This is a genomic window from candidate division WOR-3 bacterium, from assembly GCA_016867815.1.
Taxonomy (GTDB): Bacteria; Hydrothermota; Tepidihabitantia; order Tepidihabitantales; family Tepidihabitantaceae; genus UBA2258.
This window is the reverse complement of sequence record VGIR01000069.1, coordinates 1-15,993: the sequence shown is the minus strand read 5'-3', so window position 1 is coordinate 15,993 and position 15,993 is coordinate 1. Positions and strand designations below refer to the sequence as shown.

The window sequence follows — 15,993 nt, the reverse complement described above, 5'->3', positions numbered from 1 at the left end:
CGCTACCCGCTCTACCACCGGCTCGACGTCGGTCTCGCCCGGAGCTGGACCAAACGCTGGGGCGAGATAACCGCCTTCGTCGACGTCATCAACGCCTACAACGCCACGAACCCGTTGCTTTACTTCTGGGAAGTCAACGAACAGGGGCTGCCGCAGCGGGACCAGATCGGGAACCTGCCGATACTGCCCACGATCGGCGTGAAGGTGAGGTTCTAGATGAAACGCATAGCGGACCAGATGTGCTGTCACTCCGGGGGGCGGGCAGCAGCGCTGGCGCTAGTGCTGGCGCTTCTTTTCGGGTGCGACGGAGGCCCGGACGGGCAGTTCGTACCCGAGCTTGCGGTCCACGCCCAGCTCCGGGTCGGCGCAACCGCGGCATCTGTGCAGGTCAATCGGACCTACGGCCTGGACGAGCAGTTCGACAGCACCTTTGCCGGCGCCGATGTGTGGCTCTTCCGTGCCGCCGATTCGTTCCGCCTGCCCTGGGCCGACCGCGACCGCTACGCGTTCGACTGGACCGGCTCCGCCCCGGCGATCGGCCCGGATGAAACTATCCGGCTACGCGTGACCCGTGCCGGGTTCGACACGGTGAACGCCTCGACGATCACTCCCTGTGACTTCACGATTCTCTATCCCGAAGACGGCGACACGGTGACGCTGGCTGACTCGATCGGCTGGAGCCGCTGCCCCGGGGCGAAAGGCTACTACCTGTCGCGTCGCTTTGAACAGCAGCGTCAGGAGTTTGTCTTCGACCTGGTCATAGCGAACGACTCGCTCGGCGACGACTACGACTCTTTGAAGGTGAACATCCCGCACCTCGCCTTCCTCTACGGCGACACCGCCGTGAGCCAGCGGCTCAGCGTCTACGCGGTGGACTCCAACTACTTCTACTGGGTCGACGGCGGGGGCGGTCAGTACGTGAACCGTGTGACCGGCGGGGTCGGTGTGTTCGGCTCAGCCGTGCGCCGCGACCTCCAGCTTTACCTCCGCCGCGACACGCTGCCCTAGCCGGCCCGGCGCGGCCGGGGCTGGACCATCACCGCAGCCGGAAAACCCGGGTAACTTCGCGCGGTTCCGACTCCGTCAGACCGCGGCCGATCTACTATCGCCAATCTGCAATCTGAAATGCCTCGTGGAAGCTTCCCGAAACGGGGTGCCTGTCGCTGATTCGTCCCCTGATTCGTCCGAGGCTCCGCGCGTGTCAGAACAGCGCGGGGTCCTTGTCGTCTGCTTGGTCTGAGAGCGTGAACCGCAGCTCCCTGTCGCTTGGAGCGATGCCCGAAATGGGAATGGCGACGAAACGCGAGGAGTCCGCGTCCCAGCACCGATCCACCAGGTGTATATACGGGTAGCGACGCTCGCGGACGATACCTGTTGCCTCGCGCGAGTCGGATACGATGCGGGCACTCCCATTCTCTATCAACAAGTAGTCGTCGAACGGCTGTCCCTCGACGCCGAAACCCGTCATCTTGATGCCGCATGCCCCTTTTCCACTGACGTAGGTCTTCCACGCTGCAAGTCTGATAGAGTTGTTGACGGCAGGATCCTTTGGGTGACGGGCGAGGTCTCTGATCTGAAACCCGGCCAGCGTGGCCATGATGCTGTCGTTTACATACTCCCGAGGGAGCAGCCTGAAGTCGACCCGGGTCGTGCATGCCGCAGAGACAGTCGCGGACTCGCTGGTTTCCGCGTGGAACATGGCGTAGGCGCCTAACTGGTATCTGCCACTGGCAAGCAGGATTGAGAATCGACCGGCGGAGTCGATACCCGAACCGAAGACGGTGTTCTCGACTATCACGTCCCCGCGCAAAGGTATGCCGCTCAGGGCGTCAACGACCGTTCCAGCAACTACTCCCATCGAATCCAGCGACGGTGAGACGCATTCCGCGGCGATGGGCATCAAGGAGCAACCCATCATCAGGACGAGCAGGATAGGGTTCCTCATCGCGGAGATGATGGACTGGCAGGTTTGGGTGCCAAATCGGCGGGGTTGGCGGCCGACAGCCTACTGCCTACGGCTTACGGCCATCGGTCCCCGGCTTGTCACGGGCGACCGACGGCTGCTCGCGAGCGGGAAGACCGGCTCGTACCGCGTCGTCGCGCGCGGCCGCGCGGCGCAGCCATTCCTCCACGCTGAGGCCATCCTGAATCCGCTTAGCCTCGGCCTCGTGCCGGACCTTGTGCAACCAGTCAATCCAGTCCAGACCGTCAACTTTCATTCAGCACCACCTGTTCGGGAGTCCTGATGCTCACCAAGGGGTAGCCTTCGCGCATGTTGACCGCATTCAGCCCGCGCGCGGTCCATTCATTGGCCAGATGCCTGAGGTTCAGTGACACAATCACCTCGGCTCTGCCCACAGTCGCGTAGGCAGCGTGGCGCGCATCGAGTCCCTCGGCTGGAGGGATGACTCCTTCTTTGATGTAGACCTCGGCCAGGCGAGTGACTTCAGTCTCGTCCGCGCGGAGGGGCGCAATTGTCGCCAGGAGTGAGAGTACCTGCGTTCTTAGTGGCTCCGCTGCCGCTATGAGCTCCGCAGACGTCACCGGTGAGGTCGCCGCTTCGAGCATACCAAGGTCTATCTGCCTGAATAGTTCCCGAACGGCCTCGCGTCGCAGTGCGTTCCGCGGTTCCGGGTCGAAGTAGAACCCGAAAACCGATGTCTCGATGTAGAGCAGCGGTCGATGTCTCACGTTGAGAGGATACCGCTGGCGCGACGTATGTCAATGCAGCGGCGGCAGTCAGGCAGGAAGACGGGGACGCGGGCAGTTCGAGAGTGAAGTCGAGACGCAAGTCCGAAGGGAAGGCGAGACGCAGGTCGGAAGGAACTGAGCAAGCGAATCCGCAAGGGGCCGCGCGAGGGTTTGAGCTTGGGATTACGCAAGGGATCGAGCAAGGAGTCCGTATGGTGAGAGGGGGAAAAGCCGCGCAGGTGAAATGGCTGGAGCCATAGCTGGAGGCGTAGCTTGAGTCGCAGCAGGAGCCGCAGTGGACGTCGTTGCTTGAGCCGTAGCTGGTGTCGTAGCCGGCATCGTAACTTGAGCCGCAACTGAAGCTGTTGCTTGAGTCGCGGCAGGAGTTGTTGCGTGAGCCGCAGCCGGTGTCATTGCAGGCATCACGGCGAGCGTCGCAGCAGGAGTCGTAGCACATGACGTAGCCGGAGTCATAGCGGGCGTCGTAGCCGGAACCGCAACGGGTGAAACAGCCAGAGTCGTAGCAGGACCTGCAGTCTGAGCTGCAACCGGTGAAGCTATGTACCCAGCGCAGGGGTGGTTTTCGAGCATCGTAGCATAAGTGCTTACGGTACCGTTGATTGCCGCGAGCTCCGGCACTGCCGGCCAATCTACGGCATTGTAGAATTGGCTTCCCGAGGCCGGTCCGGGCGTAGGACGGCTTGCGGCTTGCAGCCGGAATCTGGAGCACACTACGGGCGGGAATCCGCTGCCGAATCCCGCCCGCGGCTTGTGACCGCCCGCTCCGAAAGCAGTCGCCCGCCGGCAGGTTGTGCCGACGGGCGACGATGCCTATGAGCTAGTCTTCGACTTTGATGGCGCTGGACGGGCAGTCTTCGGCTGCCTGCTGCACGCACTCTTCTGCCCCTTCGGGGATGCTGTCAACCTTGAGCTTGGCGACATCGCCGTCGATTTCGAAGATGTCCGGGCAGCTGCTGACACACAACTCACAGCCGGTGCAGAGCTCTTTGTCTATTGATGCTTTCATGCGGACCTCCATTCAAGGCCGGCTGATACGGTCCAGCCGGAGCAGTTAATTCGTTTCAAGCGCTGTAATCTAGTGACTGAAACCGGTTTGTCAAGACTTGCGAAAAGAAGGGTGAAGGATGAGGGATGAACCCGGCAAGTGCTCGGTCGGGCTTTCCCGATTTCACGTTTTCCGGTCTTCGTCCTTTCCCGGCTGGGTGAGGAAGGCGTGGACGAAGCTCTCGATGTGCCCGTCCATAACTCCGACGAGGTCGTGGGTAGTGTAGTCAGTTCGGTGGTCCTTCACCTGCTGGTAGGGGAAGAAGACGTAGGAGCGAATCTGGTGGCCCCAGGCGATTTCGGTCTTGGCCGCTTCCAGCTTCTCGCGCTTCTCGTCCTGTTCGCGCTTGTGGAGGTCGTAGAGTCGGGAGCGGAGAATCTTGAGGGCGTTGGTCTTGTTCTGGAACTGGGAGCGCTCGTTCTGGCAGACGACCACGATATTGGTCGGGACATGGGTGATGCGTACGGCCGAGCTGACCTTGTTGACGTTCTGTCCGCCGTGGCCACCGGCGCGGAAGGTGTCGAACTTCAGGTCGCTGGGGTTGATTTCGACCTCGATATCTTCGACCTCGGGAAAAACCGAGACGGCCGCGAAACTCGTGTGCCGACGTTTGTTGGCGTCGAAGGGCGAAACGCGGACCAGGCGATGGACCCCGATTTCAGACTTGAGCAGGCCGAAGGCATAGGCGCCGCTGACCTCGAGCGTCGCCTCCTTTATCCCGGCCTCGTCGTTGGGCTGGAGGTCGAGCACGTCACACTTGAGGCCCTGGAGCTCGATGTAGCGGGTGAGCATCCGGTAGAGCATCTCCGCCCAGTCGCAGGACTCCGTGCCGCCGGCGCCCGGGTGAATCGAGACGATGGCAGCGCGGGAGTCTTCCTCGGAGCGGAACATCGCCCGCTCTTCGAGTGCTTCGAGTTCACGGCCCATGAGCTCGACCTGTGCCGCGAGCTCCGCGCGGGCAGCTTCGTCCGACTCGTCGAAGAGGCCGACCATCTCGGTTGTGTCCTTGATCTCGCCGGCGAGCTTGTCTACGCGGCTGAGCGTGTCGTTCAGTTCCGCGATGCGCCGCATGGTGGTCTGGGCGCGCTCGGCGGCACTCCAGAAATCAGGCTGGGTGCTGGCTTTGGTGAGTTCGGCTAGTTCGATCCGGCGAGCGGGCAGGTCAAAGAAACTCCTGCAGCTTGTGCAGGCGCTCGGCGAGGTGCTCCAGTTCGGGCGCCGCGCTGCGGGATTCGGCCATTAGCGGCTACGTCCGGACCACGAGTTGCCACGAAGACACGAAGGACACGAAACGGAGAATGAACCGCCAAGGACGCCAGCAGAAACTCCAAGAGGGCAGGCCGAATCCCGGGCCGCCTTCGTGCTTTCGTGGCTGGTCAATTCCGATCCCGGCTTCGTGTCTTTGCGCCTCTGTGGTAGGACCCTAGCCCGACCTATTCCGGCTTCGGTTCGGGTGCGGCCTCGGCCGGCGGGGTCTCTGCCGTTGGCTTGGCGGCCTTGGGTTTTCTTACCTTCGGCGGCTTGGGTGGCTTGGGAGCCGCGGCCGGCTTCGCAACCTTGGCCGGCTTGGTCGGGACGACTTCGCCGTACTTGCGGCGGAACTTCTCCACGCGCCCGGCGGTGTCCACGAGCTTCTGCTTGCCGGTGAAGAACGGGTGGCAGGCAGAGCAGAGGTCGACGTTCATCTTCGGTTTGGTCGAACGGGTCTTGACCACGTTGCCGCAGGCGCAGTGGATGGTCGACTCGACGTACTTGGGGTGAATCTTCGGTTTCATTTCACATCAACTTTCGCTCATCGCTTCGAGGAATTCCTTATTGTTGCGGGTCAGACGCATCTTGTCAAGCACGAACTCCATCATCTCGACCGGGTTGAGTTCGGCCAGCAGCTTCCGCATCACCCAGATGCGGTTAAGTTCGAACTCGGAGAGGAGCAGCTCCTCCTTGCGGGTACCGGAGCGCTGCAGGTCGATGGCCGGGAAGATGCGGCGGTCGGCCAGCTTCCGGTCGAGGATCAGCTCCATGTTGCCCGTGCCCTTGAACTCCTCGAAGATGACCTCGTCCATACGCGAGCCGGTTTCGACCAGCGCCGTCGCGATGATGGTCAGCGACCCACCCTCTTCGATGTTGCGGGCAGCGCCGAAGAACTTCTTGGGTTTCTGCAGGGCGTTGGAGTCGAGACCGCCGGAAAGGGTACGGCCGGAATGGGGCACGACGAGGTTGTGGGCGCGGGCGAGGCGGGTAATCGAGTCGAGGAGGATGACGACGTCGTGGCCGTGCTCGACCAGCCGCTTCGCTTTCTCCATTACCATGTCGGCGACCTGGACGTGACGCTCGGGTACCTCATCGAAAGTCGAGCTGATGACCTCGGCTTTGACTGAGCGCTCCATGTCCGTGACTTCCTCCGGCCGTTCGTCGATGAGCAGGATGATGAGCTTGACCTCGGGGTGGTTGGTCGTGATGCAGTTGGCGATCTTCTGGAGCAGGATGGTCTTGCCGGCGCGCGGGGGAGAGACGATGATGCCGCGCTGCCCCTTGCCCACGGGTACGAACAGGTCTTCCACCCGCATGGAGAAGTCGTTCTTCTCCGGCACCTCGAGCTGGATCCGCTGCAGCGGGTAGAGCGGGGTTAGGGCCTCGAACGGTATCCGGCGTCGGTCTTCGGACAGGGGAGTGCCGTTCTCGGTGTCGATCTTCAGGAGGGCGAAGTAGCGCTCGCTGTTCTTGGGCGGCCGCGCGCGTCCGACGATGGTATCACCGGTCCGGAGCCCGAACCGCTTTATCTGCGACGGTGAAACGTAGACGTCGTCCGACGATGGCAGGTAGCTGTAGTCGGGCGAGCGGAGGAACCCGAAACCCTCCTGGAGAATCTCGAGCACGCCGCCTACCTCTATGCCTTCGGCGCCGATATTCTTCTGGCGGGCGTCGGCTTCCATGATGGCCAGGACCAGGCCTTGCTTGTTGCGGTCCCGGTAGTCGGGGACGTTGAGCTTCTCAGCGAGGTCGAAAAGCTCGGATATCTTCTTGCGTTTTAGCTCTTCCTGAATCACTGTCTCTCCTTGTCGAGGCGGATGCTCCGGCTGTAGTATTGCTGCTCTGCACGGAGAAACGCCGGATTCGACTCAAGTTGCCAGGCTGACAATCGCTGCCCGGTCGTCGGGACTGCCGATCATACGCTCAGTAAACTGGGTTGGAAACCGGCAGACCTGATTCTGAACAGACTGGGATATCTCCTGATGGACAATAGGGTTCCCGGGTTTCCGGCTCACCCCGTCCAGAGAAAGTATAGACCCCTCCGCCTGTATGTCAAGCATGGACCACAGCCACCAGAGCTGAAACAGGAGCCTGCCACCAGGGCACAGAGACGCAACGAGGGTCCGGTCGGGTGTCAGCGGGCCGCTTGCCTGTCCGGCGGATTTGCGCTAGAGTGTTGTCACCATGAAGCGAATCATTGCCACCTTGTCGCTGGCCGCCTGCATTCTCATCGGGGCTGGGTGCAATGCAAACAAGGCGCCGGCGACACCCGGCGCGCCGGCCGGGCCCATCGTCGGGATGGTGGGCGATTCTCTGAGCTACCTGGTTGCGACCGCCGACCCGGAGTCGGATAGCGTCAGGTATCGAGTCGACTGGGGTGACGCTCTCGGTGACTGGTCTCGGTTCTTTGCCAGCGCAGAGTCCTGCACCGTGGGCCACACCTGGCTTGTACGCGATACCTACGCGGTCAAGGTACAGGCCGAGGACGCGCACGGCAAGGCGTCGTACTGGTCGCCTGCCTCCGTGGTCTCGATTGAGAGTCTCTGCCGGCGCTAGCGGGAGATGAGGTCGCCAGTCCGTCGCTACCAGTTCCTGGTTCTTGGCTTCACAACGCTGGCGGCGTTTGCGCTCGCGGGTGAGACCGGCAAGATTGCCGGCCTGGTGGCTGACGAGACCGGACAGCCCCTGATTCAGGCGAACGTCGTCGTCGCGGGACAGGCCTTGGGCGCTGCGAGCGACGTGAACGGGTACTACGTCATCCTCGGCGTGCCGGTCGGCACCTGCGCGGTCGAGGCCTCGATGGTCGGCTATCGGTCGGTGACCGTGACCGACGTACGGGTCGAGCCAGACCGGACCGCGCGAGTCGACTTCCGCTTGAGCGCGTCAGCCATCGAACTGCCCGGGGTCACGGTTCGCGCGGAGAAGCCGATGGTCTCGAAGGACGTGGTCAGCGCGCGGTACTCGGTCCCGGCCCGGGAAATTGACTTCCTCCCGGCCGAGTATCTGCAGGGCGGGATGGCCGTGTTTTCGCCGGGCGTGGCGCGGACCGAATCGAGCTACCACGTGCGCGGGGGACGGGCGACCGAAGTTGACTACCGGATTGATGGCGTAAGCGTAGTCGACCCGCTCTCGGGCGAGTTCGGCATCGAGCTCTCGCGCAGCGTTGCCGACGAAGTGATATTCATGCCCGGCGGGTTCTCGGCCGAATACGGCCGGGCGATGTCCGGCGTGGTCAACCTGATAACCGCGCACCCGAAGACCGAGCCGAGCGCGGCGTATCGAATCCGGTCAGAGAAGCCGATGCCCTACTACTACGACTTCGGGTATACGGACCAGGCCCTGCAGGCTCACCTGCCGGTGACGCGAGGCCTGCGGCTGTTCGTCAACGCGGGCGCGACGACGATGGACGACTGGGACCCGCGTCTGTTCCGGCTGCCCCGCAAGGAGCGCGCCGACTACTCGCTCTACGGCAAAGCGGTCGCCGACCTCGGGCCCAAGCTGAAGTTCACCGGCTCGGCCGCGGCGTTCCGCAGCCAGTTCGACCGGTACCAGTCGCAGTGGAAGTACCGGCTTGATGACTACCGTTCGGACCTGCGCCACGGCGACCTCGGCAGCGTCAGCCTGAGCTGGCTTCCCGAAGAGCGGTTCCTCGGCAAGATTCAAGTCTCCCGTTTCTACACCGACAAGACGATCGGGGTGAGGGAGCCGGGGCCGGTGAACATCTGGAAGGACTTCCAGTTCCGCGACACGAGCGAGTACGGCTTGCCGGTGATTGATGCGCGGAACCCGTGGCGAGTCAAGTGGAACCGGTATTGGTACTTCTACACCGATGGCACCTATGACCAGTACCGCCGCACCGCGACCGAGGCCTGGGATTCGAAGCTGTTTGCCACAACGCAGCTGACCGCGAACCACCAGCTGACTGCCGGTGCCGAAGCTGAGCTGTATGACGTATCGAGCCGCTGGTTTCGCTGGCCCAAGTCGAACGGCCGGTTCATTGACAACTACGAGTTCAGGCCGGTCGAAGTGGGCGCCTACGTGCAGGACAAGGTCGAGCACGAGGGTCTGTATGCCGACATCGGGTTACGCTTCGACCATTTCCGGCCCAACGCTACGTACAAGGACGACATGCTCGACCCGGACTCGCATGCCACCCGTAGGCCGGCGGCGCCCAAGAGCGGTCTGTCGCCAAGACTCGGCGCGTCGTTCCGTATGACCGACTGGCTCTTTGCTCGGGCCAACTACGGCTACTACCTCCAGTTTCCGCTCTTCTCGGCCCTCTACGACAACACTGTACACCCGATGCTCTTCCGCTCGACCTTCTACCGGGATTCCCTGCTCGTGGTCGGCAATCCGGACCTCAAGCCGGAGCGAACCCAGGCCTACGAACTCGGCCTGCAGGGCGAGGTAACAAAGGACCTGCTCCTGACCGCAAACCTCTGGCGCAAGGACGTGTTCGACCTCGTCGGCACGCGCGTGGTGCCCTCTCTGCCGCAGGCCTACGTGACCTACTTCAACATCGATTACGCCAAGCTGACCGGCGTGGAGTTCATCATCGAACTGCGGAGGAGATGGTTCAACGCCAAGCTGTCGTACACACTCGCATTCGCGCGGGGCACGAGTTCCTATGCGAACGAGGCGTACTACGAGTTCATCCAGCGTGGCGAGACCGTGCCCGCGGTTGAATACACCCTCGACTTCGACCAGCGGAACCGGTTCTTCGTGCAGGCGGATGCAACCGTGCCGGAAAAAGCAACCGGCACGAAGTGGCTCGATGCAGTGCTCGACAGCCTCGGCTGTCATCTGCTCGGGTACGCGGGTAACGGGTTCCCGTACTCGCCGCCCGGCGGCAAGGGCGACCCGGCAACGTGGAATACGTACACCGGGCCGTGGCGGTCGAACATCGACGCCGTCCTCACGAAACCGGTCAAGCTGGGCCGCGTGCGGATTGACCTGGTGGCCGAGGTGCTGAACCTGCTCGACATCCGGGACGTGCTGTACGTCTATCCCGAGACCGGCTCGCCGGTGTCCGACGGCGAGCAGTTCTACTACTTCGACTTCGAGTTCGTGCGCAACGACACCAGCGTCACGCCGCAGTGGTTCGGCAACCGCAACTACGACCCGGGACGCGACCCGAATCACGACGGGTACGTGTCGGCCGACGAAGCCCAGTTCGCGGAGTACAACCGCGTGGTCGCGTATCACAAGGCCAAGATCGACTGGGTAAACAACTTCGGACCGCCCCGCCGCGCCCGGCTCGGATTCACGGTCGGATTCTAGACCACCGGCTGCCGCCAACCGCAACAGGCGGCTCGATTTCCCTCTGTCCGTGCCGGGCCGGATGGGGAATGACCATCCGGGCGGCATTCGCCCATACGGCCGACGCGACTCGGGCTTGACAAGAGACTGGTGGAGGATTACACTGGCGTGCGGGGCAGGTCGGGGTAAGGAGGTAGCAGGTAGTCCGGTTTCCGCCAAGTCGTAGGCAAAGGAGAAAGGATGAATAGCGGCTTTCGGCGCGTTTCTGCAGTGATGGCTGGCCTGGTGTTGTCGGTCTCGATAGCCCTGGCCGGGTGGGAACAACTGACATCAGGAACAACGGCTGATTTGTATTCGGTTCATTTTCCTCAGGGTACGCAGGTAGGTTACGTGGTCGGCGATTCAGGCACTATTCTGAAGACCACTGACGGCGGCACGACCTGGAGTATGGGGTCACCAGGTACCGACAAGCTGTTGCACGCGGTCTACTTCTTGAACGACTCGAACGGGTTCGCCGTCGGCGCGGGGGGAACGGTGATTCGGTCTGGCCAAGGCGGAGCAGAATGGACCACGATGGCCGTTACCGATACGGACATGTTCAACTACGTGCAGTTTCCCCAGAATAGTCAGATCGGCTACATCGGCGTGCATCCCGTAGCCGGCGGCGGCAAGGTGCTCAGAACTACAGATGGTGGAGACACCTGGGCTTCGATTGCCGTGGGCTCTCCAACTGACACGTCCATCAGTGTCGGGATGGCTACCGATCTCATCGGCGTGGCCGTGGGCAGCAACGGTTTCGTCTACGGGACAACGGATGGATTTGGCACCGGCGCCATTCAGGGTCCCCAGACGACAGCGGACCTGATTGCCGTGGCGTTCTCTGCCGCTGATAAGAACAAGGGCTATCTCATCGGGAATGACTCAACGCAAGGGATCATTCGGTACACGGATGACGGCGGCGCAGAACTGTGGGACAGCGTGACTGTGACAAACCCAGTGGTCACAGCCCTCTACGGAGTCGACATCCCCGCCTCCAACATCGCTTACTTCTGCGGCACCGATGGGTACATCGGCAAGACGCGCAGTCCCACTCATGTCGAGAGGACAGACGTACCTTCGGGAGTCACTGCTACTCTGTACGACTTGTGCTTCCCTAATGGCGCGGACACAGGATTCGTGGTTGGGGCCCATGGGGTGATTCTGAGAACTTACAACGGCGGCGACTACGGCGCGATAGCTGAGACAGAAACCCCTGCAGCCGATTGGTCAGGAATCCGCATCGTCTCCAACCCGTCCCGGTACGGGATCACATTACACGCGGATGTCGATGTTGATGTCGTGGTGTTTGATGCTGTGGGCAGAGCGGTTGCGAGCAGGGCCTTGACGAGAGGTCTGAACTTCCTGCCGTTGTCCAAGGCAGGTGTGTACATGGTCCGGCTCACGACCGAGGGCTGCAGCATGACGCAGAAGCTGGTGGTAGAACACTAGGGAGTTTAGCGTCGGCAATGTCTCAGTTTCACCCTCACCCCTCCCTCCCCCTCAAGGGGGAGGGAGTAGAAGGGAGGGGTGGTGTTCCGCAATGCCGGTTTGGATATCATGACAGGTAGAGGAGGAAGGATGAGTTTCGGACTTCGTCTCAGTGCAGCGGTGACGGCAGGTCTGTGTTTGTTGGTCTCTACGGCCTCGGCCGATTGGCATCAACTCAACTCGGGTACAGCGGCCGAACTGATGTCGGTTCACTTTCCCGAGGGTACGCTGGTTGGCTACGCGGTTGGGACTGACCAGGCCGGCGGCGCTGCCATCCTGAAGACCACGGATGGCGGCGGAACCTGGACCCAGCAGTTTGCGCCCATCGTGAACGGACTCAACTCAGTCTATTTCACCAGCGACGACAACGGCTATGCCGTCGGCATCGCGGGAGCGGGAATCAGGACCACTGACGGCGGAGCCACCTGGTGGAATATGACGATTCCGGGCACCGACGTATTGAACTACGTCTCGTTCCCGGACAACGGCCAGACAGGCTACATCGGCGTCTACCCCCGCCACCAGGCCGGCAAGGTCATCAAGAGCACTGACGGCGGGAGCAACTGGTTCGAAGTAAGCGTGGGCGGTCCGATGAGTTGGTCCATCAGTTGTGGCATGGTGACTGACAACATCGGCGTGGCTGTCGGCAAAGAGGGTATGGTCTATGGCACCTCAGGTACAGCTCAGGATCCCCAGACGACAGCGGACATTGTGGCCGCAGCTTTCTCGCGTGCCGATCCGAACAAGGGCTATCTCATCGGCAATGACTCGACTGGCGGTGTCATTCGGTGCACGGATGATGGAGGCGCGACCCCGTGGGACAGTGTGCGGTGCCTTCCCATCACCGCCTGGTATGGGGTCGACGTGCCCACTGCGGAAGTCGCGTATGTCTGCGGCGTCGGTGGACGCATCGACAGGTCTTACAGCGACACCGTTTTCTATGGGACGGCTACGAAAGTCACCGCCGACATCCACGGCGTCTGCTTTCCCAACGGCGCCGACACCGGCTATGCGGTCGGCGTGAACGGCACGATTCTTCGAACCTATGATGGCGGATTTCCCTGGCTTCCGTCCCTGGCCGAGGGGAGAGGCCCGGCTAGGGCATGGGCCGGAATCCGCGTCCTGTCCAATCCATCCCGGCACGGTATCTCGTTCCACGCCGACGCAGACGCGGCCGTCACCGTATTTGATGCCATGGGCCGGGTTGTCGTGAGGCGGCCTGTGGCCAACGGCGCCGGCTCCATACCGGTTTCCAAGGCCGGGGTATATATGGTGAGGCTTGCGAACGGGGACTTCAGCACGACACAGAAGTTGGTTGTCGAGGACTGAACCTGGCCGCAGGGCTCTGCGGAAGAGCTCAGCAGCCGCGAGGCATAGGGCCGCCGGTGATGCTGACTCACCATACAGAAGGAGGCCGATGTGCGTAGCGTAGTATGCTTGGTCCTGCTGGTGCCGATTCTGGCACTGGCCGCGGGTGCGACCCGCCCCGGTACGGTAGTCGCGCCCGGCGTTTCCCTGCAGGCTGTGACCTCGCTTCCGGGTGACGGCGGGGCCGGTCAGTCGGGTCCGTCCGCAGCGCTGGGACCGAGCCGTGAGGCCCGGTTCACACTCGGCGTGGTTGACACCATCGGCGGAACGACGTATGACTACCAGGCGAACGGTCCCGCGTACCGGACGCTGATGCAGACTCCGGGCAGGGGTGTCCACGCTTCGTTCATGTATGCCCCGGACGCGGATACGAACTTCCCGAACCGCAACATCCGGTACAACTTCTTTGACTACGGCAGCGGCGTGTGGAACTGGCTCGATACGGACTTCATGTTGTCAGGCGTCGGCGTGTTCTCCATGCGCACGGGATACGGCTGTCTTGAAGTTGACACGGCCGGGAATGCGGTCATCTCCGCGCACCATACCGTCTCCGGTTCCAACATCGCGCCGATACTCGCCCACGACGCAGACGTGGGGGCGGGCATCTTCGATTACGCGCCCGGCGAACCGACGCTGGACCAGAACGTCTGGGTCTGCATCGGCGCGAACCTGAACGGCAGCTACCAGTTCGCGATCATTGACAATGTGAACCGGGACAATCTCTACCGGACCCGGATGGCGACGTGGCCGACATGGGAATCAAGGGTCAGCGTGCCCCGCCCCAACCCGAGCCGCTGTTCCCCTCCCACAACATCGCGGCATCAAAGGTCGTCGGGTCGAACAAGGCCTGCATTACCTGGGTCGCAGTCCCGGCCAGCGGCTACATGCAGGAACCGGGATTCTATTGCGAAACACGGGACGGCGGCGACAACTGGGACGTGCCGGTGGACATCGGGTTCCCGCCGGCCTTCAACCCGGGGTCGGAGACCCTGCCTTCCTACAGCGTCAGCTCGCTCTTCCCGTTCTACGACCGGTCCGACAACCTCCACATTGTCGGCAACGTCAGTCCGTATGTCCGCGACACCAACTGGGTCATACCCGGACAGATCTGGCACTGGTGCACGGCCAATCCCGATACCTGGAACCTGATTCACGTCGCATCACCGGACTCGTGGCTCGGGAACATTCCGAACAACTCCGTTGCCTGCTGTCGTCCGAGCCTTGGCCAGGACGACCGCGGCAACCTGTTCGTCGCCTGGGAGGAGTTCAGCGGGGTCAACGTCGAGCCGACCACGAATCGCCTCCGGGCCGACATCTGGTACTCATACTCGACCGACAATGGTGTGACGTGGGCCGCCGGGACCAGGATCACGGATGGCGGAGACGTAACCTACAGGTTCCCGTCAATCCTGAACCCCATCGGCGATACGGTCATGGTCGAGTACCTCATCGACCAGGTTGCCGGGTATTTCGTGCAGAACGCCGAGGGTGCGGCTACCAACAACCCCGTCGTGGTGCAGAAATGGGAGAACCCCGATGCCGTCGCCGAAGCACCGATCTCCACGCCTCCGGCCCGGATGGAAATCACGGCCGGACCGAACCCGGTGAGGGGTCGAACAGCGATGTCCTATGCTCTGCCGCGGTCCGGCGACATGTCGCTGGTCGTGTACGACGCCACTGGACGTCCGGTCCAGACGCTCGCCTCCGGGTCCCGTCCGGCCGGGCGCTACACGGCGACCTGGGATGCACGCGACGCTGCCGCCGGCATCTACTTCTGCACGTTGGAAAGCGGGGGAAGCAGTACCAGCCGAAAGCTGGTGCGGGTCGACTAGACCAGAGAACCCGTCGAACCAAGTCTGCCCGCCCTTCGCGGGCAGACTCTCTTTCGACTGGCCGCCTGTTGTTTGCAGGCAGCCTCGGGAGAAAGGGAGGCACGCCGGAGCCCGGGTGTCCCTGGCGTCACTGGCGGGCAAGCTCTGGGTTCAGGCCGGCTGTATCGGGGGATCGAGAGCTTGGGTCCTTGGTGACCTGGTGTCTTGGTGGTTGAATCCGGTCCGGCCTTTGCGGTTTTGCCACCCCCCTGCCCGAGTTTGCGGCCTGCTGTTTGACCCTTGCGGCTTGCGGTTATCCACACGCTTCCGGAACAACAACAAGACTAGTTAGAAGAACCTGTTGCTGCTGTTGGGATGTGGATGGATGTGGATAACTCCATGTCGCCTACGACATCTTCCTTGTCGAGTCCGGGGGTCTCCACTACAGGTTGTGGTTAGTTATCCACATAGTTATCCACATTCTATCCACACTTTCCACACCCACGGGGATTTGGGCGAACTACTATACGCTGTATCCACCGAGTTATCCACACCACTACATATAGGTATTGACATTGAAATCCTGTCCGGCATCTTGAGTAGATGGCCGACAAGAACTCTGCTTCATACGGCGGGCTACTCCCCCGGCAGTCCCGGGGCTTGCCCCCGGGATACGACCGATGGCAGAAGTCAGAGACCAGAAGTCAGAAGGCAGAATTGCCCGATTTCTCTCATTCAGGTTCCAATCGAGTTACGAGGTTCGGTGTTCGTGCTTCGGTTGAACATGGCTCTATCTGCAGGAGCATGTCCCTCGGTTAGTTGAAATTCCTAGCGGCTCCCACATCACTTTAGGCAACTCTCTCTGTTGCGTCAATTTCTTTCGGTGACGCGGACCGTTCCAGTGCACTCAGCAATGCGGGGATGTGCCGGTAGCCATCTACGCACCGGAAGTGCTGCTCGGCATGTAGCAGCCCAGCTACACACCAGCGCCAGCGCATCTCGCCAGGGCGCCAGCGCTTC

The 15,993-nt window shown here is 62.1% G+C and carries 13 protein-coding genes; 6 read left to right on the top strand and 7 right to left on the bottom strand.

Features of this window, described 5'->3' with window-relative positions; genetic code table 11:
- Positions 1 to 216: 216 nt before the first annotated feature.
- On the top strand, positions 217 to 1,008 hold the full coding sequence (locus tag FJY68_10440; protein MBM3332246.1) for a DUF4249 family protein: 792 nt from the start codon (positions 217 to 219) through the stop codon (positions 1,006 to 1,008).
- Between the two features lie 193 nt (positions 1,009 to 1,201).
- Here the strand turns inward: FJY68_10440 and FJY68_10435 are convergent, their stop codons facing one another.
- From FJY68_10435 to FJY68_10405, 7 genes are all read right to left on the bottom strand, one after another.
- Positions 1,202 to 1,945 (bottom strand): carboxypeptidase regulatory-like domain-containing protein, encoded by a 744-nt coding sequence (locus FJY68_10435; GenBank protein MBM3332245.1) that lies wholly within the window; start codon positions 1,943 to 1,945, stop codon positions 1,202 to 1,204.
- Positions 1,946 to 2,012: 67 nt separating this feature from the next.
- Positions 2,013 to 2,219, bottom strand: a complete 207-nt coding sequence (locus FJY68_10430; GenBank protein MBM3332244.1) for a hypothetical protein — start codon at positions 2,217 to 2,219, stop codon at positions 2,013 to 2,015.
- Positions 2,209 to 2,691: a type II toxin-antitoxin system VapC family toxin gene (locus FJY68_10425; GenBank protein ID MBM3332243.1), complete on the bottom strand. Its 483-nt coding sequence runs from the start codon at positions 2,689 to 2,691 to the stop codon at positions 2,209 to 2,211. The genes FJY68_10430 and FJY68_10425 overlap by 11 nt, the downstream gene beginning before the upstream one ends.
- 838 nt (positions 2,692 to 3,529) lie before the next feature.
- Entirely contained in the window at positions 3,530 to 3,718 is a 189-nt protein-coding gene (locus FJY68_10420; protein MBM3332242.1) for a ferredoxin, read from the bottom strand.
- Positions 3,719 to 3,880: 162 nt separating this feature from the next.
- The gene (locus FJY68_10415; protein MBM3332241.1) at positions 3,881 to 4,918 is read right to left on the bottom strand and encodes a peptide chain release factor 2; all 1,038 of its coding nucleotides are present in this window, start codon (positions 4,916 to 4,918) and stop codon (positions 3,881 to 3,883) included.
- A gap of 272 nt (positions 4,919 to 5,190) precedes the next feature.
- On the bottom strand, positions 5,191 to 5,532 hold the full coding sequence (rpmE, locus tag FJY68_10410) for a 50S ribosomal protein L31 (GenBank protein MBM3332240.1): 342 nt from the start codon (positions 5,530 to 5,532) through the stop codon (positions 5,191 to 5,193).
- Positions 5,533 to 5,538: 6 nt separating this feature from the next.
- Complete coding sequence (locus tag FJY68_10405) at positions 5,539 to 6,804, bottom strand: transcription termination factor Rho (protein MBM3332239.1); 1,266 nt, start codon at positions 6,802 to 6,804, stop codon at positions 5,539 to 5,541.
- Positions 6,805 to 7,192: 388 nt separating this feature from the next.
- Here FJY68_10405 and FJY68_10400 point away from each other — a divergent pair, with 388 nt between their 5' ends.
- The 5 genes from FJY68_10400 to FJY68_10380 all read left to right on the top strand — a co-directional run bounded on the left by FJY68_10400 (position 7,193) and on the right by FJY68_10380 (position 14,994).
- Positions 7,193 to 7,564, top strand: coding sequence for a hypothetical protein (locus FJY68_10400; protein MBM3332238.1), 372 nt, complete (start codon positions 7,193 to 7,195; stop codon positions 7,562 to 7,564).
- 6 nt (positions 7,565 to 7,570) lie between these two features.
- Positions 7,571 to 10,288, top strand: a complete 2,718-nt coding sequence (locus FJY68_10395; protein MBM3332237.1) for a hypothetical protein — start codon at positions 7,571 to 7,573, stop codon at positions 10,286 to 10,288.
- Between the two features lie 219 nt (positions 10,289 to 10,507).
- Positions 10,508 to 11,755 (top strand): T9SS type A sorting domain-containing protein, encoded by a 1,248-nt coding sequence (locus tag FJY68_10390; protein MBM3332236.1) that lies wholly within the window; start codon positions 10,508 to 10,510, stop codon positions 11,753 to 11,755.
- A gap of 81 nt (positions 11,756 to 11,836) precedes the next feature.
- Positions 11,837 to 13,123 carry a T9SS type A sorting domain-containing protein gene (locus FJY68_10385; GenBank protein ID MBM3332235.1) on the top strand — a complete coding sequence of 429 codons (1,287 nt, stop codon included), beginning with the start codon at positions 11,837 to 11,839 and terminating at the stop codon, positions 13,121 to 13,123.
- A gap of 782 nt (positions 13,124 to 13,905) precedes the next feature.
- Positions 13,906 to 14,994, top strand: a complete 1,089-nt coding sequence (locus FJY68_10380; protein MBM3332234.1) for a T9SS type A sorting domain-containing protein — start codon at positions 13,906 to 13,908, stop codon at positions 14,992 to 14,994.
- Positions 14,995 to 15,993 lie beyond the last annotated feature (999 nt).

What these genes read in the sequence shown, in the direction of transcription:
- FJY68_10435 (MBM3332245.1), bottom strand. Translation starts at nt 1,945, where the DNA reads ATGAGGAACCCTATCCTGCTCGTCCTGATGATGGGTTGCTCCTTGATG.
- FJY68_10400 (MBM3332238.1), top strand. Translation starts at nt 7,193, where the DNA reads ATGAAGCGAATCATTGCCACCTTGTCGCTGGCCGCCTGCATTCTCATC.
- FJY68_10390 (MBM3332236.1), top strand. Translation starts at nt 10,508, where the DNA reads ATGAATAGCGGCTTTCGGCGCGTTTCTGCAGTGATGGCTGGCCTGGTG.
- FJY68_10420 (MBM3332242.1), bottom strand. Translation starts at nt 3,718, where the DNA reads ATGAAAGCATCAATAGACAAAGAGCTCTGCACCGGCTGTGAGTTGTGT.
- FJY68_10395 (MBM3332237.1), top strand. Translation starts at nt 7,571, where the DNA reads ATGAGGTCGCCAGTCCGTCGCTACCAGTTCCTGGTTCTTGGCTTCACA.
- FJY68_10430 (MBM3332244.1), bottom strand. Translation starts at nt 2,219, where the DNA reads ATGAAAGTTGACGGTCTGGACTGGATTGACTGGTTGCACAAGGTCCGG.
- FJY68_10440 (MBM3332246.1), top strand. Translation starts at nt 217, where the DNA reads ATGAAACGCATAGCGGACCAGATGTGCTGTCACTCCGGGGGGCGGGCA.
- rpmE (MBM3332240.1), bottom strand. Translation starts at nt 5,532, where the DNA reads ATGAAACCGAAGATTCACCCCAAGTACGTCGAGTCGACCATCCACTGC.